At 41.8% G+C, this 19549-nt stretch carries 30 protein-coding genes; 14 read left to right on the top strand and 16 right to left on the bottom strand.

All coding sequences use genetic code 11. The annotated features are described in order from the left end of the window. Position 1 precedes the first annotated feature (1 nt). The 16 genes from SALPA_RS22405 to SALPA_RS22345 all read right to left on the bottom strand — a co-directional run bounded on the left by SALPA_RS22405 (position 2) and on the right by SALPA_RS22345 (position 9623). Positions 2 to 229, bottom strand: a complete 228-nt coding sequence (locus tag SALPA_RS22405) for a DUF6011 domain-containing protein (RefSeq protein ID WP_145099193.1) — start codon at positions 227 to 229, stop codon at positions 2 to 4. Positions 230 to 512: 283 nt separating this feature from the next. Then, a complete protein-coding gene (locus SALPA_RS29235; RefSeq protein ID WP_186451187.1) occupies positions 513 to 1142 on the bottom strand; it encodes an HNH endonuclease in 630 nt (209 codons plus the stop codon). 4 nt (positions 1143 to 1146) lie between these two features. Beyond that, positions 1147 to 3741, bottom strand: a complete 2595-nt coding sequence (locus SALPA_RS22395) for an AAA family ATPase (protein WP_186451186.1) — start codon at positions 3739 to 3741, stop codon at positions 1147 to 1149. Position 3742: 1 nt separating this feature from the next. Next, positions 3743 to 4429, bottom strand: a complete 687-nt coding sequence (locus SALPA_RS22390) for a hypothetical protein (protein ID WP_145099187.1) — start codon at positions 4427 to 4429, stop codon at positions 3743 to 3745. Continuing rightward, positions 4426 to 4713 (bottom strand): hypothetical protein, encoded by a 288-nt coding sequence (locus SALPA_RS22385; RefSeq protein ID WP_222428090.1) that lies wholly within the window; start codon positions 4711 to 4713, stop codon positions 4426 to 4428. Before SALPA_RS22385 ends, SALPA_RS22390 begins: the two co-directional genes overlap by 4 nt. Further along, on the bottom strand, positions 4714 to 5892 hold the full coding sequence (locus tag SALPA_RS22380; RefSeq protein WP_145099184.1) for a metallophosphoesterase: 1179 nt from the start codon (positions 5890 to 5892) through the stop codon (positions 4714 to 4716). Between the two features lies 1 nt (position 5893). Further along, entirely contained in the window at positions 5894 to 6430 is a 537-nt protein-coding gene (locus SALPA_RS22375) for an HNH endonuclease (protein WP_145099181.1), read from the bottom strand. Further along, positions 6427 to 7395: a hypothetical protein gene (locus tag SALPA_RS22370; RefSeq protein WP_145099178.1), complete on the bottom strand. Its 969-nt coding sequence runs from the start codon at positions 7393 to 7395 to the stop codon at positions 6427 to 6429. Before SALPA_RS22370 ends, SALPA_RS22375 begins: the two co-directional genes overlap by 4 nt. Then, the gene (locus SALPA_RS22365; RefSeq protein WP_145099175.1) at positions 7396 to 7593 is read right to left on the bottom strand and encodes a hypothetical protein; all 198 of its coding nucleotides are present in this window, start codon (positions 7591 to 7593) and stop codon (positions 7396 to 7398) included. Between the two features lie 158 nt (positions 7594 to 7751). Then, a complete protein-coding gene (locus tag SALPA_RS22360; protein WP_145099172.1) occupies positions 7752 to 8156 on the bottom strand; it encodes a hypothetical protein in 405 nt (134 codons plus the stop codon). Further along, positions 8128 to 8277, bottom strand: coding sequence for a hypothetical protein (locus SALPA_RS29230; RefSeq protein ID WP_186451185.1), 150 nt, complete (start codon positions 8275 to 8277; stop codon positions 8128 to 8130). The genes SALPA_RS22360 and SALPA_RS29230 overlap by 29 nt, the downstream gene beginning before the upstream one ends. Before the next feature lie 47 nt (positions 8278 to 8324). After that, entirely contained in the window at positions 8325 to 8801 is a 477-nt protein-coding gene (locus SALPA_RS22355; protein ID WP_145099168.1) for a helix-turn-helix transcriptional regulator, read from the bottom strand. A gap of 60 nt (positions 8802 to 8861) precedes the next feature. Next, positions 8862 to 9005, bottom strand: coding sequence for a hypothetical protein (locus tag SALPA_RS29225; protein ID WP_186451184.1), 144 nt, complete (start codon positions 9003 to 9005; stop codon positions 8862 to 8864). Positions 9006 to 9022: 17 nt separating this feature from the next. Continuing rightward, positions 9023 to 9160, bottom strand: a complete 138-nt coding sequence (locus tag SALPA_RS29220) for a hypothetical protein (protein ID WP_186451183.1) — start codon at positions 9158 to 9160, stop codon at positions 9023 to 9025. Beyond that, positions 9157 to 9363 carry a hypothetical protein gene (locus SALPA_RS22350; RefSeq protein WP_145099166.1) on the bottom strand — a complete coding sequence of 69 codons (207 nt, stop codon included), beginning with the start codon at positions 9361 to 9363 and terminating at the stop codon, positions 9157 to 9159. The genes SALPA_RS29220 and SALPA_RS22350 overlap by 4 nt, the downstream gene beginning before the upstream one ends. Before the next feature lie 14 nt (positions 9364 to 9377). Continuing rightward, a complete protein-coding gene (locus SALPA_RS22345) occupies positions 9378 to 9623 on the bottom strand; it encodes a helix-turn-helix transcriptional regulator (protein ID WP_145099163.1) in 246 nt (81 codons plus the stop codon). A 157-nt stretch (positions 9624 to 9780) separates the two neighbouring features. Between SALPA_RS22345 and SALPA_RS22340 the strand changes: the two genes are divergently transcribed. The 14 genes from SALPA_RS22340 (at position 9781) to SALPA_RS22275 (ending at position 19441) form a co-directional block, all read left to right on the top strand. Beyond that, entirely contained in the window at positions 9781 to 10554 is a 774-nt protein-coding gene (locus SALPA_RS22340; protein ID WP_145099160.1) for a LexA family transcriptional regulator, read from the top strand. Between the two features lie 157 nt (positions 10555 to 10711). After that, positions 10712 to 12433, top strand: coding sequence for a restriction endonuclease (locus tag SALPA_RS22335; protein ID WP_145099157.1), 1722 nt, complete (start codon positions 10712 to 10714; stop codon positions 12431 to 12433). Between the two features lie 99 nt (positions 12434 to 12532). Then, positions 12533 to 13081: a flavodoxin family protein gene (locus SALPA_RS22330; protein ID WP_145099154.1), complete on the top strand. Its 549-nt coding sequence runs from the start codon at positions 12533 to 12535 to the stop codon at positions 13079 to 13081. A gap of 320 nt (positions 13082 to 13401) precedes the next feature. Next, positions 13402 to 13998, top strand: coding sequence for a flavodoxin family protein (locus SALPA_RS22325; protein ID WP_145099150.1), 597 nt, complete (start codon positions 13402 to 13404; stop codon positions 13996 to 13998). 57 nt (positions 13999 to 14055) lie between these two features. Next, positions 14056 to 14319, top strand: coding sequence for an Ada metal-binding domain-containing protein (locus SALPA_RS22320; protein ID WP_145099147.1), 264 nt, complete (start codon positions 14056 to 14058; stop codon positions 14317 to 14319). A 38-nt stretch (positions 14320 to 14357) separates the two neighbouring features. Then, positions 14358 to 14711, top strand: coding sequence for a DUF898 family protein (locus SALPA_RS22315; RefSeq protein ID WP_145099144.1), 354 nt, complete (start codon positions 14358 to 14360; stop codon positions 14709 to 14711). Between the two features lie 71 nt (positions 14712 to 14782). Then, complete coding sequence (locus SALPA_RS22310; RefSeq protein WP_145099141.1) at positions 14783 to 14986, top strand: hypothetical protein; 204 nt, start codon at positions 14783 to 14785, stop codon at positions 14984 to 14986. An 18-nt stretch (positions 14987 to 15004) separates the two neighbouring features. After that, positions 15005 to 15454 (top strand): hypothetical protein, encoded by a 450-nt coding sequence (locus tag SALPA_RS22305; RefSeq protein WP_145099138.1) that lies wholly within the window; start codon positions 15005 to 15007, stop codon positions 15452 to 15454. 219 nt (positions 15455 to 15673) lie between these two features. Further along, complete coding sequence (locus SALPA_RS22300; RefSeq protein WP_145099135.1) at positions 15674 to 15919, top strand: hypothetical protein; 246 nt, start codon at positions 15674 to 15676, stop codon at positions 15917 to 15919. Between the two features lie 75 nt (positions 15920 to 15994). Beyond that, positions 15995 to 16642, top strand: coding sequence for a vancomycin high temperature exclusion protein (locus tag SALPA_RS22295; RefSeq protein ID WP_145102192.1), 648 nt, complete (start codon positions 15995 to 15997; stop codon positions 16640 to 16642). A gap of 152 nt (positions 16643 to 16794) precedes the next feature. Continuing rightward, the gene (locus SALPA_RS22290) at positions 16795 to 17040 is read left to right on the top strand and encodes a hypothetical protein (protein WP_145099132.1); all 246 of its coding nucleotides are present in this window, start codon (positions 16795 to 16797) and stop codon (positions 17038 to 17040) included. A gap of 15 nt (positions 17041 to 17055) precedes the next feature. Continuing rightward, positions 17056 to 17301, top strand: a complete 246-nt coding sequence (locus SALPA_RS22285; RefSeq protein WP_145099129.1) for a zinc-ribbon domain-containing protein — start codon at positions 17056 to 17058, stop codon at positions 17299 to 17301. A 4-nt stretch (positions 17302 to 17305) separates the two neighbouring features. After that, entirely contained in the window at positions 17306 to 18634 is a 1329-nt protein-coding gene (locus SALPA_RS22280; protein ID WP_145099126.1) for a three-Cys-motif partner protein TcmP, read from the top strand. A gap of 54 nt (positions 18635 to 18688) precedes the next feature. After that, positions 18689 to 19441: a DUF5131 family protein gene (locus tag SALPA_RS22275; protein ID WP_145099123.1), complete on the top strand. Its 753-nt coding sequence runs from the start codon at positions 18689 to 18691 to the stop codon at positions 19439 to 19441. Positions 19442 to 19549: the final 108 nt, after the last annotated feature.

Below are 19549 nucleotides of genomic sequence, written 5' to 3'. Positions count from 1 at the left end.
ATCATTTCATATCAAGTAACCGTTTCACGATCTTATGCTGTTCCGTAAGGCTTAATCCGGGAGTAAACAACCTGCTTGGCAGTTCAAACTCCAGTTCCATTTGCATGGATACCGGCCGGGACGGTGCTGGGCCGTGAGCCTGACTTTCGGCCCAGCATACCGGTCCGTAACCGCGTTCAATAGATAATGGATCTTTAAGGGTTCTGTTGCACCGCTTGCATCGTGACATAGCTAATCAACAAAAGACCTGTAGCAGTTATGGCAGCCCGAAGGTATATACCAATTCACCTCGTAGTATGGCTTCCGGCACTTAAAACAGCTTCTTTTTGTTGTGGCTATTTGTTCTATGTGTCCACACTCTTGGCACTTGGCAAATGCAATGCCCTCTGATTGAAGTTTGCTTTCATCCACGGAAAACAATCGATACTGTTCTCCTTGGGCGACTTCCTTACCACAATTACTGCATTTATTTAACGAGTCGTAATTTCTCACGCTTCTTGCACCTCCAATTTTTAGGCTAGTAAGCCCTTACTTTTCATTCGGAAGTAATGCCATTTGATTGTAAAAACCGACAAACCAAGTTTTTGAGAGATTTCATCATAGGTTAATCCATCAGCCAAAAAATTAAGAATCTGTTGTTGCCTTTCCGTTGGCATTCTTTTCATAGCCGCAATTTTTATATTTGCATCATCACACTGTTCTTGAGTAGGATAAAACCTTCCCCAGACATCCCGGTATTTTCGATGATTTTTATAAACATGGGTACCAGTATCGATGACAAGCTCCAAGTTATCGGGATCATTATCGTCCTTTACTTCATTTTTGTGATGGACGATTTCATGAGGAAGCAAATACCTGCCCAGTATTTGCTCCATAACCAACCGATGTTCTGGAACTTCATTTCGGACAGTCCGATTAGGGTGGTTAGGGCAATAGGCTTGGATATACCCGTCGCTATCTTTACGCCTACCACCACGCCATTTGGGGTTATTACTGCCATGCTTATCATAATGAGCTTTGATGCCTAGTTTTTTCATTGTTTGCTTGACGCGGGTAGAGCTACATCCATACTTTCTTGCGACGGCAGCCTGAGAACCTAACTCAAGGTAATCTTTTTCGAGATTTGACCAATCGATTGCCATGGCATCACGCCACCTGAATTATTCGCTCATCTTCACCCGATACGTCAAAGTGAATGGTTTGCTCAAAGAACTTTTGAGCTTCCTCAATATGAGTGATGACTAGAATCATACTAAACCGGTCAGAAACCCCTTTGATCGCCTGAAGTACCAATTCACGGTGATGAGCATCTTGTGATCCTATGCCCTCGTCCACAACAATCCAATCGATCTTAGAACCGGCCCTCCTGGCCAGCAACTCAGCCAGTGCAAACCGAATCGCAAAGTCAATACGCAGCTGCTCGCCGCCTGAGAAGGTCTCATAAATCCGTTCACCGGCCCAATCACCAACAATAATATCTAGGGTTTCGGTCATTCCCTTTCCGCTCTTAAGTTCGCGCTGTGTTTCGAACCGCAAATAGTTTTTGCCGCCGGACATCTGGCCCAGAATATCATTGGCAATCCGCTCCAACTCGGGTACCGCGTTTTCAATAATGAGTGCAGGAATGCCATCCTTACCGAAGGCCTTAACCAACGTCTGCCACCGGACTAATTCTTTTGCCAGCGGCTCCATTTCACCCATCAGCGACTGGCGTGTCTTTTCGTCATCTTCCATCAGCACCAATTTTGCTCTGATGCCGCCTAACCGACCTGTTAGGGATAGATGCTCATCCCGGCACTGTTTAAGGCTATCCTGGGCTTCTTTCAGCCGTTTCTCAGCATCTTGCTTCAATGTTTCAGAGTCACCCATTAGGGTTTTATATTCGGTTTCTAGGTTGACGACCTGAATCGTAAGATCGTTAATTTCAGTCTTCAGGCGATCAATAGTCTCCCTCGCCGTGTTAGCAATTTCCTTTGCTGCCGGCAGCTGCTCTTTTGATCTCAGCCAGGGTTCAAGCTCCGTGAGCTTGATTTCCATTGCCGGCAATTCTTTCAGGCCATCAGACAGTTCCCGATACTGGTTTCTCATATTCTCAAGCCGGACATTGATATCGGCCTGCCGGGTCTCAAGATCCGTACGTTGTAACTTCAGATTGTCCAGTAGTGGCTCCATCGCTGCTAGTTTAGCCAGTAATTCAACGTCCGTTTTCAATTGATTAATTTTTTCCTGCAGCTCATGGGGTTCGAGAGGGTTGATATTGGCAGCGGCCCAATATTCAGCCCGTTTATTCTTGGCGGCTTTTACCGCAGTCTGAAGGTCAGAAATCTCTTGATCTGCCCTAACCTTCCACACACTATACTGCTCCCGGGCATTCACTAACTTATCTTTGTCTTTGATAGCATTAGCCAAGAATTTGCATTGAGCATTATCTAGGTCAACGCAATTTGCATCAGCTAACATGGCAGTATTGGCTTCCAGCGACTCAATATTTTGTTTATGGATCTGCTCTTGGCCAATATAACGGTCCTCAGTTTGAAACAGTTTATCTTGGCAATCTTTAACGGCACTAAGAAGCCGTTTATCCTCTTCGAGCTCTTTCTGACACTCGGGCAGCCGAGCAACCGCCGTGTCATATTCCGCTTTGGCTGCTTCCAAGCGGGGCCGGTCAGCAATTTGGCCAGCAATCCTGTTAATATCCGCAATGACCTTAGCAAGTCCGGCTTCGACAGTCAATTGTTCGTTTTTCAGCCGGTCTGCTTCGTTTTTCAAGGCGGCCTGCTGGTCACGTTTAACCCTAAGGGCCGTAACAGTATCCTTTGTTGTGTCATATGCAGCCACTTTGGTCAAAATATCTGCTTCACGGTCCAGGAGCTTTTGGGCATTGTCCATTCGGCCTTGCTGCCGATCACGCTCCGAGGTTTTGCTGCCGACATCAGCCCATTTCTCTTTAGCTTGCCGATTAATATCTTCTGCCTGCTGAATCTTAGCGACCAGGGCGCTGTATGCAACTTGAAGCGTCTGGACATTTTCCTCAAGGGATTGTATATCCGTTTCAGTTTTAGCTAACTTGACTTCAGCAGCCAGTTTATCACTCTCTAAGATAGGCTTTTCAGCCAGGCGAGTGTCGATATCTGCAACTTTAGCTTTTGACTTCTCTAAAGTTAGATTGACCTCTCCTGCCTTGGCTTTAGCCTTATCCTGCAGTGTTTCGTATTGATCAAGCTGCAACACCTGACTCAGAATAGCTTTACGCTGACCTGCCGGACGCTTGGTAAAATTTCCAGAATCTCCCTGAAGAATCATACTTGAGGCTACGAACGTTTCATCATCCAGGCCTAATAGGTCAATAATCTTCTTCTGAGTTTCGGAGATACTGGCACCGGATAGGGATTCCCAATCCAGGGAACCGTCTAGGAGAAGAGTATTCTTGGCCTTCTGCAATTCCAAGGTAGTCTTACCTTTGCCTTTTTTCGACCGGGTGCGAATGACGCGATATGTGCCGCCTTGATGATCAAAGTAAAAATTTACGGCCGCCTCCGTCGCGCCGGTGCGAATCATATCATCAATGCTGGTGCCTGGCTTAGTGGCACCATAAAGTGCAAACCGGGGCGCTACTGTAAAGGCGGTACTCTTGCCGGCACCGTTTACTCCACATATGGCGGCCAGCGTGGTATTGGTCAGGTCAATATTCGCGTAGGGGATGGCACCAAGGTTGTGAATCTCAATTCTTAGAGGCTTCATATTAGTAATCCTCCTCAGAATTGCTGTACTCGATGTCGACATGCTTATCGTCAATAATTATTACCGGCTTATGAACGTAGATCTTGAAAAGCAATTCCTCGACGCCGCGGAGTCCGCCCATCACAAGCCTATTATCAAACTTGCGATCTCTAATATCGACTGTGTTTAATCTGCCATCCTCACAGATAGACAACCGATATTTGCACCCGTATTTTTCTTTTTCTGGCTCTTCGTCGAAGTAAATAAACGTCAGCACTCTTCGATCAGGATCGATATAAAAACTAATTTCTCTCCAATCATTATCACGCGCATCGTCTTCGGCATATTCTTTCAGTTCTTCAATTATTTCAGATAGTTTATATTCCGGTTTTATATCAGTCAGTATTTTGTCCATACTAGCCTTTATCTGCTCCACACCTTGAATATAAACGGCCTGATCCAGCTTTTCTTTTACTGCATTGAGCACAACATGGTTGTAAGATGCGATATCAAGTTCTTTGAAATTAATCTGCAACTTAGACTCAATTTCTGCTTGTAATGACTTTCCGAAAGTACCATATGATCTAAACAAATCATCAACAATGCTTTCTATCGTTTTCTCGATTCGGTTTTGTATGGTTTCTTGTACAAAGCCGCTTTCCTTAATATTGACCAGGCTCTGGTTAACCAATTTATTTAAATCGATCATCTCGATACCTCCACGCCTAGTTTCTTAAGTTCAGTAGTCCAGATAGCCTTAACTTCATCTGAACAATGCGCCATAGCATCCGTCCATGTGGCACTGCGTCCATTCTCCATATAAAACTTTGTTTGATAATATAAAGATTGTGTATCATGCGGCAGCTCCGGAGCATGATCCCTTGCGCATTCCTGACAAACATCCGGCCTTGGCGGTAACAGCATCATTGATGATGCCTGAACTTCCTCTATTTCAATGGATTTACCTTTCCTTCCCCCCCTGATCATTGGCATTTACGCCACCTCCATCAATTGCGATGTCATGGCCGCTAATTCGCTTATCTCTGCCGGGTCGATCTCCTGATTTTCAGCCCACTTCCGGACCGCCTCAACCGGACCAATTGCTTCTGTAACCTCTTCATCCCGGGCCCGGTCACTCCGGGCGATGTCCCCCTTAATTTCGGTAACAAAAAAAGCACCGGCGTCGTACAAAGCTTTTTCCAAGGTTTTACGGTTCAGTGCTCTATTAAGTTCCTCGCTGCAGGTGTACCGAATTCGGACGATAGCGTTACTGATATCGTCAAAAACGTCCTCAAAATCTATGTTTCCGTTCACAAAATCGGCGATTCCGTTATCATTAAGCTGTAAAGTGATAAATTTACGGGCAGGAGTGTGTATGAACTGCGATTCGAATTTTCCTTCGTTGAGCTCGTGAATCCAAAAGCCAGCGTCCACTTTTTCGTCGTTGAAACTGAGCCGCTCAGGGCTGCCGGAATAAAATACATTACCATTTTGCTGTGGCCGGTGGATGTGCCCCAGGGCAACTAGGTCATATCCTTGCACAGCTTCAGTTGTGAGAATGGCCTCGTTTTGCATCAGTACATCTTCAAAGCCGGTGTCAGCCAGGTCATAGGTTAGATGGCCGACTAGGATAGCTGGGCTGTAATTACAATCATTAAGCAGGTTCTGGCAGGTTGCTGTGATATGCTCCGTCATCATCTGATGGACCACATGCGCCGACTGCCCCCGATAATCATCCTCAGTAACAAAGTTTGACCGGTCCATACCCGGCAGCAGCGCTAGTGAAAATCCTTCATCAAAACAATCAATGTCAAGCTGCGCTGGCTGAGTAATAATGCTGACATGCGGCATTTGGTAATCTTTCAGCAAGTCATAGGCGCTAATCGGATCATGACTAGGCGTTCCGGATATAACCATCACCTCTAAGCCGGCTGCAGTCAGTTTCCGCAACCAAGCAGCCGCTGACCGAATTTCGTGACTTGCCTTATCCAGGCTAATATCAGCTTTCCGGAACATGTCGCCGGCGACAATAACCAAATCGCAACCTTCCGCGATTATCCGGTCAGCCACCCAATCCATAACCCGGCAAATGTCTTCAAACCGGGCCGAAGGAGTGGGCCCGGCATAACCCAGGCCCCAGTGAATATCTGCTAAATGTGCAATACGAAGCATATTAACTCACCACTTTCTTTTGTCTTGAGGATTTTGTTGCGTGGTACCATGCATGGCATGAATTGCAAAGTGTAGTTAAATTCTGATTGTCATTATCTGCCTCTTGTGAATTATGGTAACTTTTTTCGTTGATGTGATGGATAATCAGATTTGTTATTGAACCACAAAGCCGGCATTTATAACCATCTCTTTCGATGATGTCATGTCTCATATTGTCATAAGCGTTCTTGTTAAAATATTCAACCCTGTGATTATGGTCGTAAATCTTCTTGCCTTCGCGATTGTACCGTTCACGACATATCGGACACCTAACGTCGCCATTGGCCTGCCAAGGAACTTCAGTTAATGTCCCGCAATCCATGCAAGTAACTTTCCTGCAGTACCCGTCAAGACTTATCCCAAGGCGAATCGCTTTAATTTGAACTGCCTGTTTTGATCTACCTATTAACTCAGCAATTTTAGAAGATGAAAGTGTTCCAGCATTGTTTCTTAAAATTATTACTTCATGATCTGACCAGGAATAGCCACGTCCTTTCATGATGCTACCCCTGGAACCGCCGCCTGCAGGATCAATTCTTGTAGGCCTTCCTCGTCTGTGTCGGCAATAAATTTAATAACGGCGCTGGCCTCGGCCTTGCTCAACTCATTAATAGGCTTTTTCTTTACGTACAGAATGATGGACTTAATACTGTCTTCATCCACGCCCTTGCGTTTGGCATCGCCCATGATCTTGCCATACTGACTTTGTGAGATTTTATTTGCATCTCCAGATGGAGGCTCAAATGTTGCTTTTTCATCAGTGGATTGTGGAGCACTGCGCTGCTTGTCCAACTTCTCCTTACCGCTTGCTTCCTGACCTTCCACCCAGGCCTCAAATTCATCTTCATCCATTTGAAATATACCGGACAGGCCAGTGGCTGCCAATGTTGCTGATACATAAGCCCTTTTTATGGCCATTTTTAAGACAGTGTTCCAAACATCAAATAAATCCTGATTTTCTAAACGATATTTCAGGTATTCTTTTCCAGATCTCTTACTTTTAAAGTTCTTGCTTAAAACGGAATCTTTGTCTATACCCTTAGGAAGGTCACTTTCAAATACCCAGCGATACCGGTACTTAGATTCGTAGGTTGCGCAAAACCCTTCGCCCTCACCGACTACTAGCCCAGTGTCACGATGTCGCAATTGAATTCTAACCGTAACGTCATAGTGACCAGATTTAAAATCTTTACTTTCCTCTTTGGCCGTGATATAACGAGCAAATCCATATAAAGCATTTAATTTGTCGGCGCCAGGTTGAAATAGTGTCCTATTCTCGGTATAAGGAATGACACCATAGTCCAAGCCCTCGACCATTACTTCTTTAACAAATTGCTGAACGGCCCCTATCTTCGATTTCATTTCTATAAGATTGCGCTGCATATCAGTTGCACTACTAAAACTTGCCATATCTACTAGTGAGCCATTACCGGCACTCTGATTTAATACTGTAACTTCACTCATCTATGCCACCCCTTCCAGTTTTTGAGTAACCAAAGGCTGCCCACTCTCAATAAACTTATCAAAGTCGTCCTGATCCAAAATCAGTTCTTCGGTATAAGAATCGGCAGTAATTGAAATTACAATTTTTCCCCCTAGCCGCCGAAACGACCACTCTAATTTCTTTGCTTCCGATAAATAAAGCTCAGTTCTGCCGAACATACTCAATCACTCCAATTCTCCAACTTTCCCGACTCTCAGCGTGTTCCACTCATAACCGCATTTTGGGCACTTGCAGACTAACAGCCTGCGTCTCTGGGCAAGTATCCGGCCACGAGCCGAACATATCGGGCAATCCAAGACGGTTTTTACATCTCCTTTCATGCTACCATCCTGCGCTGGCGAACCACCTGCATCCCATACAGGGCCACGCCCAGGAAAAACGGGTTCTTGCGCTCTTTCGCATACTGCCGGTACTGGTTTATTCGATGAATTGCCACTTCCACGGGGGGCTTGTCCCATTCTAGGGCTGCAGCACATTCATAACCCAACAATATGTGCTGCAACCGGTCTTTGTACTTATCGAACAGCCTTGCAGGCTGTGCTTGAATCGTGGTATACTGGATATAGTCAAATTCTTTATCTGCTTTCTCTATGGAAGCAGCTTTTTTTATGCTTAAAACAATCTCTTTGACTTGTTGATTAATCTCAGCCTTACTGCCAGTTAATGTGTATTCATGGCTTCCAGCAATAAATCTAACTGGATTTTTTAGTGTCGTTAGCACTGACAACACCTGCCTTTACGCGCCGGGCATAATCAACAGCAATTTTTAACCCCTTCAATTGCGCCTCCATATCTGGTTCAAATACCCTAGTCACCTTTGCTTCAAACGGTTTTCTTGGCATATTTCCTCTCCCTCTGCCCGGTCAGCGTACCGAGCTCTTTATCCTGGTTAACTGACTCGTCTGTGTTGGTGCACAGGCGACTTCTCTTTTTCTAGACGGTCCATTTCTTGCGCAACCTTAGATTTAAGAGCGTGAATGGCTCTTTCAATATGCTCTATTTCAGTCATAAACTTTTCAGTATCTTCAATTTCTGAAGCATCAATTTTGCCATCACAAGTAACCCGCATAAGCAATTTTTGTATTGACTGTACATCATCCAGCTCGGTTAAAAATGTCATTGCTGCACTTGTTAGGCCATTCACTACAACTTTGCAGTGTTGCTCCTTACCTATCGGGCATACATCTGTGCAGTACCATTCCAGTACATCTTTGTTATGGTAAGCTTCCGCTAATTTCAGGATTCTTTCAGGTGGTGCCTCCTCTGGAGCAACCTCATATTTTGATATGGCCTTTCTTGGAACATTTGTTATTTCAGATACGCATTCTAGGCTCAAACCAGCCTCATTTCGGGCATCTGCGAGCATCGACTTTACCTCCTTTCAATGAGATAATAAACTTGTAAATCGGGAGTCTCTTTGAATCTCTCACCCCGCTTGCCTGCCTACATCGGCAGGCCTTTTTTCTACCATCGCTTTGGCCACACTCAATACCATCAGTACCTCGCCTGGCTTAAGTGCATCTTGCAACATTGAAACAAGCAATGCTGCTGTAATTTTAATTGCTGGCATTTTGCTTTCACATCCTTTCACACCATCAAGGCTATAATAAACAACACTACTAACAACCAACGTTGTATAGGACTCCATTCCAATGGTTCGGTATCAAGCTCACCCCGCCAGCGGATATTGTTCATTTGGTGACGATGTTTAAATGTTGGCTTCATGCTCCCCTCCTCCCGTGCCTTTTACGTTTCATGGCATTGAGCCTGGCTGTCAAGGCATCCGCTTTTCGGAGCCACTTACAGCGCAGCCGGTAAAAATAGGCGCTCTCATATTTGTCCCTTGATCGGGGAATAAAACTGGCATACAGCGCTATCATTCGGTTTGCTTGCTGCAGTTTTTGCAGGTTCTTTGCGTAACTGGACATTTCCTCACCTCCCCTCACCCAGTTCTCGGCAGCGTTGGTTGTTGGTCTGATTTTTCAGTTTTCCCTACGTGAACCGCAGGGCATAAAGAATCATCAAATTTTACGCCAAACTGATTTTTCAATTGAATGGCTATATTTTTAGATATAGGACGATCACCACTTCGTAACATACTATAGTAACTTTTAGAAATACCAAGCTCTTTTGCCATTTCAATTGGTTTTAGATTGTATTTAATTTCAAGATTAGTTAAAATACTCAATTCTCTCACCTCCTTACGGTTCACGTTCCGTTAACTAAAGTATAGTTTATTGTTTGTGAACTGTCAATACTTTTTATGAGAATAGTTTTTAATTTGTGAACTTATATTTCTATGGTTCACAAATTGTGATAAGGTAAACTCAACGGAGGTTGATTCAATGGATAGTTCCAATATAAGTATTGTATTTGGACAACGATTACGTAAATTGCGAGAAAATCACGGATTATATCAAGAAGATGTGGGTGAATGGTTTAAAATGCAAAAATCCACAGTCTCCCAGTGGGAAAGCGGAAGATTGCCACACGCTACTATAATTGCGCAACTAGCACAAAAATTTAATTGTACCAGCGACCATCTTCTTGGCCTTGACAATACAGGTGGAACCTCCCACTCAATACCAATTTACGCTTCCAAAGTTCGTGCTGGTCTACCGATTCTAGTAGATGGCAATGTCGAAGAATATATAGATATTCCCAACAACATCAAAGCCGATTTTGGCGCTTATGTTGTTGGCGATAGCATGATGTATGTTGGTATTCATAGCGGCGACTTAGCAATGTTTAAAAAGCCCAATGGTGATTTACCGATAAATCAAATAGTCGTAGCTTCTGTTGAGAACTACGACTGGGAAGCAAATCTAAAGTTTTTTGTAAAAGACAATGGCCACTATGCGCTGCGTTCGGCTAATCCAGAATATGAAGACATTGTCTTTACTAATAATCATCATATTGTAGGTGTGTTAACCAATTTAGTAAAACAAGCTCCTGGGTTACCTGACTATTCTCGCATGCTACGAATCAAAGAAGATTCAGACGAACGCTGGTCTGATGTGGTAAGCGTAGCAGCAAGTTACGGATTAGAGCCGGAACAGGTCAAAAACTTACTACAAATTAATATGCAAGCTGCTTTGACCTTGACTAAGAAGCGATAGGCAAAAGAACTGCAAAATAGAATATAAAATTTCACCTATAATGGTTTATTACGCAGCATAAAACACGGCACTTTCAATAAAGGGAGTCGTGTTCTTATTTTTATGCCGTAAAATATTACAAATAATTTGTTTTTGATGTCAAGGAGGAGATGTACTTATGGCAAACCAAACTTGGAGAATTGAAGTTCGTCACGCTGGGCTCAATAAGTATAGAGAAATAAAAGGGGCCGACAAGTATGTCGTGGAGCAAAAAGCTGCTGTCCAAATGGCTGCTTGGGAAGAAATGTGGCAAAAGAAACTTGATCGTATAGCGTTAGATAATGACCGTCGTAGAGCTGCGCAAGAAATAGCAGATAAAAAACAGAATGCTATCGACCTTACTTTGGATGCTGAAGAAAGCCTAAAAAAGTTGGACAATCTTCTATTGTCATGCTTAGAAAATCCCCCTACTGTTTATTGGGACAAATTTAAGAATCATTCTTCATTCTCTGTAGATTTACCCAAAAAGGTTATGCCTACACTGGAAGAAAAAGAATCTTATGATCCTGAACCAATGCCAAGTGATGCGAAATATACTCCGAGATTAGGATTTATTGATCAAATATTTTCTAAAAGACGAAAAGAAAAAGAAGATGCCGCAAAATTATTATATGAAACAGAACACGAAACATGGAAAAATCTAAAAGAATCTATTGAAAAACGAAACCAGGAAAAAGAAGATCAATACCAAAAAGAACTTATAGAATGCGAAGCTAAATATAATCGGCAAATAGAATCCTGGAATAAACAAAAAGAGGATTATGACAATACCCAAAGCAAATTCAATGCCGATGTGGATCAACGTAAAAACACCTATGTTCAAGGACTTGAGTCAGGCGTTAATGATTTAATTGACATTGTGCTATCTGAATCCGATTATCCTGATTCTTTTCCTCAAGAATATGATTATGAATATAATCTCGCTACAAAGATGCTAGTTATTGATTATATCCTTCCTGCTCCAAATCATCTGCCAACCTTAAAAGAAGTAAAGTATATTCAATCTAAAGATGAATTTAAAGAAACTCATCTTTCCGAGTCTGCTATTGCAAAAATATATGACGAAGTTTTATACAAAATAACCCTTAGAACAATTTTTGGAATTTATTCAGCCGACAAATCAAAATATATTCTATCCATTGCATTCAATGGATGGGTTAACTCGGTTGATAGAGCTACCGGCAATGATGTAAAGGCTTGCGTTTTATCTATACAAGCTAATAGGGACGAATTTGCCGGTATAAACTTGGAATTGGTCGACCCTAAAATATGTTTCAAAAAACTAAAAGGTATTGGAAGTAGTAAATTGCATAGCCTCTCTCCAATAGCCCCAATTTTACGGATAAATCGTGAAGACTCAAGATTTATTTCATCTTATGATGTAGCGGACACACTTGACGATACAACCAATCTAGCGGCAATGGACTGGCAAGATTTTGAACATTTAATCAGGGAATTGTTTGAAAAAGAATTCAGTGTTTCCGGTGGAGAAGTAAAAATAACACAAGCAAGTAAAGATGGCGGCGTAGATGCAGTGGTTTTTGATCCTGACCCAATTCGTGGAGGAAAAATTGTTATTCAAGCAAAAAGATACACAAACACAGTCGGACTTTCTGCTGTCCGTGATTTGTATGGCACCGTTGTTAATGAAGGGGCAATTAAAGGCATTCTTGTTTCTACTGCAGATTATGGGCCAGATGCCTATAATTTTTCGAAAGACAAGCCAATAACTCTGCTTGACGGGAGCAATTTGCTGCATTTATTACAAAAACATGGACATAAGGCAAAAATTGATCTTAGGGAAGCTAAACAAATTATTGCAGATCAAAAAAATCTTTAAATATTAAGAACAAAACAGAAACATAGCACCTACTAAAACAGGTTATACTCTATAAACTATTAATCTATAAACTATTAATTTTAAGGGGGAATTACGAGGATGAAAAAATTAGTCGCTTTTGTAGGAAGTCCACGAAAAAATGGCAACACGGCGACCCTTGTTGACGAAGTCATTCGGGGAGCACAAGATGCTGGTACGAAAACAACTCTTTTTAACCTATATGATGCGAAAATTAAACCCTGTCAGGGATGCCTTGTTTGCCGTAAAACTGGTTACTGTACCTTGCAAGACGATTTCCAAAATATCTTTGAACATATTATCGAGGCTGACGTCGTGGTTTTCGGCTCACCTGTCTACGTTTGGCAGATCACTGCTCAAATGAAACTGCTATGGGATAGACTCTGTGGATTGTTCGACGAAAATTTCAAGCTTAGGTATCCCACTAAAAGCACGATCATGGTATACTCCCAGGGAAACCCAACCCCAGAAGCTTTTAAGGCATCCTTTCAAAGCAATGAAGCAGTGCTTAAAATGCTTGGCCTAAATGTTGTTGATACCATTTTACTAACGGGCGGCAGCGATCCCAGCACCGCAGCAAATAATAAAGATCTCCTATTAAGAGCATACGAAGCCGGAAAAGCCGTTTAGTTATCACTTACGGTTTGTCGCCGAAGCATATTGCTAATTTATTGGATATTCATGCTTCTTTTAAATCAAAAATTCAATCGTAGATTCTTATCAAAAAACACAGCGCTGTGCCAAGTAGCCTGTGTTTTTTCTACAAAATTCCCCATTATGCAGCATGTTAAATCGACATGTTTTTATATAACATTAGCATTACAATTGTCGATATAATGAAATATTAATAATTCCATTTCAAATTTTGCTTATTTCAGCAAAAACAAGCACTGATTGGACAGGCTGTATTTTGTATTTTCATAACAGAAAAATATTTGGAGGTGACATCATTGTTAATTACGGCAATAAACGGCAGCCCTAACCGGGATGGTAACACGTCCCTCCTACTCCGTGAGGCTTTGTCAGAGGCTGAAAAATCGGGAGCAAAAACAAAATTAATCAATGCGGCTGAGGTGTTGGCTGATCTAGACCTGCCTTTCTGTAATAACTGTACATATCCATGCATCGGTGCTTGTGCTGAAGGCAATAAGCTTGGCGACGCACTCGAAACACTCAGACAGACAGATGGCCTAATTATCGGTAGTCCAGTCTACTATGGCACCATTAGTGGGCAACTGGCAGCTTTCTGGGACAAAACCAATACACTTTGGGGAAGCAGATCTTTACTAAACGTAGTGGGTGGAGCAGTGTCTGTTGCCATGGCCCGATTCGGCGGCCAGGAAACTACCGTGAAGGCGATCCATGACTTGATGCTAATTCAGGGGATGATCATTGTTGGAGACGGGCATCGAGATTTTGACTGCGGGCATCATGGGGTATGCGCGCAGCAGCCGTCCATGAAAGACATCAATGCCATAGACCGAGCACGAATTATGGCCCGTCGCATTGTGGAAGTGGCAGAAGCAACTCAGTCACTACGCTCCTAATCATGAAGTTCTCTCTAATAAGTACCAATCAAAAAATTAATTAAGGAGGTTTATCAAATGACCAAACGAATAACCGCTCTTATCCTTACCCTTGTTTTACTCCTCGGCCTGACAGCCGCTGTTGGTGCAGCTACACTTGACTGCACTGGTGATGTCTGCCCGTTGTCTAGTAGCTACATCGGCAATGCGCGGACGCATAAGTTTCATTACTCCGATTGTCGGTATGTCGGGCGAATGAATGAGGACAATAAAGTTTATTTTGAGAGTCGAGACGAGGCTATAGATGCGGGTTATGTGCCGTGCAAGGTTTGTAGGCCGTAAGCACTATTATTTTAATCTAAATTTATGGAGGAATTACCATGTCAAAAACTTTTGAATTCCGTGGCACTGGGTTCGGTTATCTCTGGTTACTAATTTGGACTTCCGTCATATCAATAATAACTTTAGGTCTATATTTCCCATGGGCTTATTCCGCCTTACAAAGATGGATTGCAGAGAATACTTATGTGAACAATCGCCAGTTAGTATTCACCGGTTCCGGATTTCAGTTTTTGGGCCACTGGCTTCTGATTATGATTTTAACCTTTATTACTTTGGGGCTATACGCCCCCTGGGCCTACTGCCAGTTAAAGCGTTGGGAAACAGAAAATACCTATTTTGTCGATGAAATGATACCACAATCTAATACTCCAGCAACTATCAATAATTGTTGAATCCAAAGGAGTTCCTCTGTCGAGGGGTGGGGGTAAAAGTGAAAAGCATCTTTTCATAGAGGTGATATCCCGTGCCGCTTACACGAAGGGAGAAACAAAAAATCTATGAGGAAGAACTCGAACGTATAAAAACCCGCGAGCGCATCCAGGCTGAACGTACTCAACCGAAATCTTCACGGGCTATGAATTGGGCTATTATCTTTGGTTTTGGAGTTATGCTTTATATTGACGCATTTTATATAGAGTGGATAAAAAGTTGTAGTCAATTAAATTAAATATCAGGAGAGAAAGCAATGAACAAAAGAATTCTTATCATTAAGTTAGTTATAATGTTAGTCCTTATTTTTACGGGAACAGCTTATGCGGAGGACAACCCGTTTCAGGGGTTAACGCAAGAGCAGGTTATTCAAAAGTATTTTGAGGGGAGGCAGCTAGATACAATTGAAGGGATTTGGCTGAACGATGATTGGAAACCGCAAATAGTTATCAAATCCAATTTAATAGACCCTAGTAAAAAATATGGAGACTATGATTACATCATGGTAGAATATTCTTCTAAATCGACTACTAAAATTGAAGGGATAAATAAAACTGAGTATTCATCTTGTTTTCGTATTGGGGCGTGGCATGGTGGGCTAAGACTTACAAGTGTAACCACCTTAATGAGAAATAGTGGGGGCTACTATGGTACCCCGCTCTATCGCTTCTATACCCGCATTTATCCAAGTGAAATGAAATCATAAACACGGAATTTATGATTTTTCCTTAAAGGGTGGTGCGGCTTGGATGCGCTCTCGGTTTTTACGCGTTCGAGTTCTTTCTCATAGATTCTTTTTCCTTAGTTAGTGCCATAGGAGCTCAGCAGCCGAAATCTTCACGGGCTATGAATATTGTATTGGGTGGTAAATAGTACAGGGATCGCTCCAACAAGAATTTATAATTCCCCACAGGAGGTCGTATACATGAAAATTTCAGTCAATAAGCGTTTTTTCTTGGACCAGGCCCTCCCTATTATTGACTTTGATCGCATCTCTTTAGCAGCATATGGTGGTCTTCTTGCTGTTGCCAGCTTTGGCAATACGGTTAATTTTCGAGTGCCAGCTTATGTTGTTGATCCTGGACAAGCCTTCCTCACTGTGGATGAATGGCGTAGTCTGGTTACCAAGATTCAGGAATCGCCTGGTAGTATGGTGGATATCGAACTTTAACGGAGTAGTTGAAAGTTATCCCTACTTGTTCCCTTAGCAGGCGCTAGTAGACTGGGAGGAAAAATATTGAAAACGATGGTTACTCGATTGTTCATAGCTGTGGTGGTACTAGGAATATCAGTCTATGGTATTAACAAGTATGTCTCACAAGTTGGGGCGCGTTATATAATGGATGAGCAGTTTATACCTAAGGCTGACGCAATTCTTGTCTTGGGCGCATATGTTTTTCCAGATGGCACGGTTTCATATATGCTTGATGACCGGTTGAGCGTTGCCTATGATCTTTACAAAGAAGGCAAAGCCGATAAAATAATTGTTAGTGGCGATCATGGGCAGAAAGATTATGACGAAGTACATGCCATGAAACAATATCTTGTTAATAAAAATATACCGGCTAAAGATATTTTTATGGATCATGCCGGATTCAATACTTATCAGAGTGTTTACAGGGCCAGGGATATCTTTAAAGTTAAGAAGCTTATTATTGTAACCCAGGAGTACCATTTATTAAGAGCCGTTTTCGATGCTAGAGAATTAGGTATTGAGGCATATGGATTGAAAGCAGATATGCATGATTATGGCATTGTAATGAACTCTTACTTAGTGAGAGAGATAGCCGCAAGAAACAAGGATTTCTTTTTGGCAACATTCATCCAACCGGAACCAAAGTTTTTAGGTGATGAGATACCAGTTAATGGCGATGGCAGGGCTACTGAGGATTAGGATGCAGGTGAAAGACAAATTTCTAAAGATGGAAAGTCACAGCTGTTCCTGTTAAGCGAGAAGCTATTGAGTAAAACATACCACCGGAAGTACTCTTTGCAGTACGGGGATATTGTATTGTAAAATAAGCAGAATTGAAGGAGTTAGCTTTCATGAGAGCTATCGTGAGTAAGGACTTTTTCCTAAATCAAACTCTCCCTATCAAAAAAATTGATCGTATAGCGATTTCAGCCTATGGTGGCGATTTGTCTGGAACAGGCCTAGGTAGTGCTGAAAACTTTCGTATACCGGCTACTGTATTAGAACCTGGTCAAGTTATTCTAACAACAGCGGAATGGCTTAGCCTACTTAACAGAGTTCAGAATTGGCCAGCTGGTATAGGTATAATTCAATTGTAAAAGGATGTCGGTTCTATGATTAAATGTCTATATTGCGGATATGAATGCCCTGATACTGCTAATATATGCCCTAACTGTGGTAAGCCGATTATTAAGACAGTCAGAGACACGCAGCCTACTTTTGATGATATTAAAGAGGCATTGCGCAGGGAAAAGGACGGCATAAAACAAACAGAACCGCTCTCACAAAAACAAGCGATAATTGCTGCGAGTGGAGTCTTGTTATTAGCTTTCATTGCTTATCAGTTTCTGACAGGATGACGAAATGTCTGGACGCCAACGCTTCTTAAGTGCAACGCCTGACATGCGAATATATCAGCTGCTACTCAAGGCTGGTGGCACAGATGATACTGTAGATTTAACAGCAATAAACTTGGCGGCCAAGGTGCGGAGTCGATGGGTTTGGGTACCAGTGAGATTAATGCAGAGTATGGGACGTATAAGGAGTGTAAGCGGTAAATCAAATACTCTAAAGGAGAGGCTATACATAATGGAATTTTTTGATCAGCAACGAGAAGCTTCTGCAGTAAAAACCGAAATTGTTAGAAAGTATTTTAGTGCATGGTCTAGAATTGTAAGTGCAACACACGACAATATTGGATATGTAGATTTGTTTTCTGGTCCGGGATGCTATGATGATGGCACTGAGTCAACACCAATGGAATTATTAAGAGCAGCACTTAGAAAACCTGAAATTGCAAGAAAATTACATGTATACTTCAATGATATTGATTCAGGAAATATATCCCGTCTACAAGAATGTATTAATCGAATACCCCATATTGAACTGATTTTACCCAGAATTGAGTTTTCAAATAGTCCAGTCGGTAATGCTGTAGCACAGCAATTTAATAGTATCAACCTTATTCCTGTATTTTCCTTTATTGATCCATTTGGATACGTAGGTATTACTAAAGAACTAATTACTTCTTTAACGAAGGACAAAGGCTGTGACTGTATTTTCTTTTTAAACTATTCCCGTATAAATGCTGGTATAAATAATCCTCTTGTCGTTCATCATATGGAGGCACTCTTTGGACAAAATATCGAAACTCTAAGATCATCAATTCAGAATCTTCGTCCGGCAGACAGAGAAGTGACCATTCTTGACTTGCTATCAAAATCTTTCGAACGAATAAACAATCAAAGAGCTTATGTACTTCCGTTTCGTTTTCTCAGACCGAAAGGCAGTCGTGGTTCACGCACTAGTCATTACCTTATTTTTCTTTCTAAACATCCATTAGGCTATAAAATAATGAAAGAAATTATGCATTCGACTGGAGGTTCAGATGATGAAGGTATAGGAACCTTTGAGTTTGTTCCTGTACAAAATCCGCAATTAACTTTATTATTCAGATATGGTCTAACACTGGAACAACTTAAAACAGATTTATGCACCAGGTATCGCGGCAGAACAATTACTGTTAAAAACATATTTGATGAACACAATTATGGTACTCCATTCATAATATCAAATTATAAGGAGGCTTTGCGGCAATTGGAAAGTGAAGGCCGTATCAGATGCAATCCTGCCGTAAGACAAATCAGAAATGGAGTAAAAACCATGGCTGATAAAACATTAGTCATTTTTTAGAACATTTGTTCTTATTGTGCCTTTATGCTATACTTACAGTAGGAGGTGATTTCAATGGCTGGAAAATCTAAAATTGAGTGGACTGAATCCACATGGAATCCGGTAACTGGTTGCACAAAAATCAGTGCAGGTTGCCTAAATTGTTATGCCGAAAGACTAGCAATACGCTTAAAAGCTATGGGTCAACGAAACTATCAGAATGGATTTGAGCTAACTTTGCATGAGCGTATGCTCGATTATCCATTAAAATTAAAGACTCCACAAATTATTTTTGTTAATTCAATGAGCGATTTGTTTCATGAAAAAATACCTATTGAATATATTCTCAAAGTTTTTGACGTAATGAAACGAGCACATTGGCATAGATTTCAAGTACTCACTAAACGTGCTGATCGTCTATCAGAACTATCCCCTATTTTAAATTGGACATCGAACATTTGGATGGGCGTTACTGTGGAGAATGCGGATGTAATGTACAGAATTAACCATTTACGCCAAACCAATGCTAATGTTAAATTTTTATCAGTCGAACCGCTTATTGGTCCTTTACCTGATCTTGACCTCTCGGGAATTGACTGGGTAATTGTTGGTGGAGAAAGTGGTCCAAGTGCACGTCCTATGGAAAAACAATGGGTTACAGACATAAAAGATGTATGTCTAGAATACAATGTTCCATTCTTTTTTAAACAATGGGGCGGCATAAATAAGAAAAAGGCTGGTCGTCTTTTAGATGGACGTATCTGGGATGAAGTTCCCATTATAGATACTAAAAAGCAAGAAACTGCAGGCAACATATTAGCGCTTTAATTATAAAAGTGAGAAATAACACCTGCCTTTATAAATATCAAATAGGTATTTCTAATAAACTATCCGAAGACGAACCATGCAAGATCGCAAACAAGAAGATTATTGTAA

This window comes from Sporomusa sp. KB1 (assembly GCF_007830295.1).
Taxonomy (GTDB): Bacteria; Bacillota; Negativicutes; order Sporomusales; family Sporomusaceae; genus Sporomusa.
The sequence above is the reverse complement of the archived record's forward strand: the minus strand, read 5'-3'. Positions and strand labels throughout refer to the sequence as shown.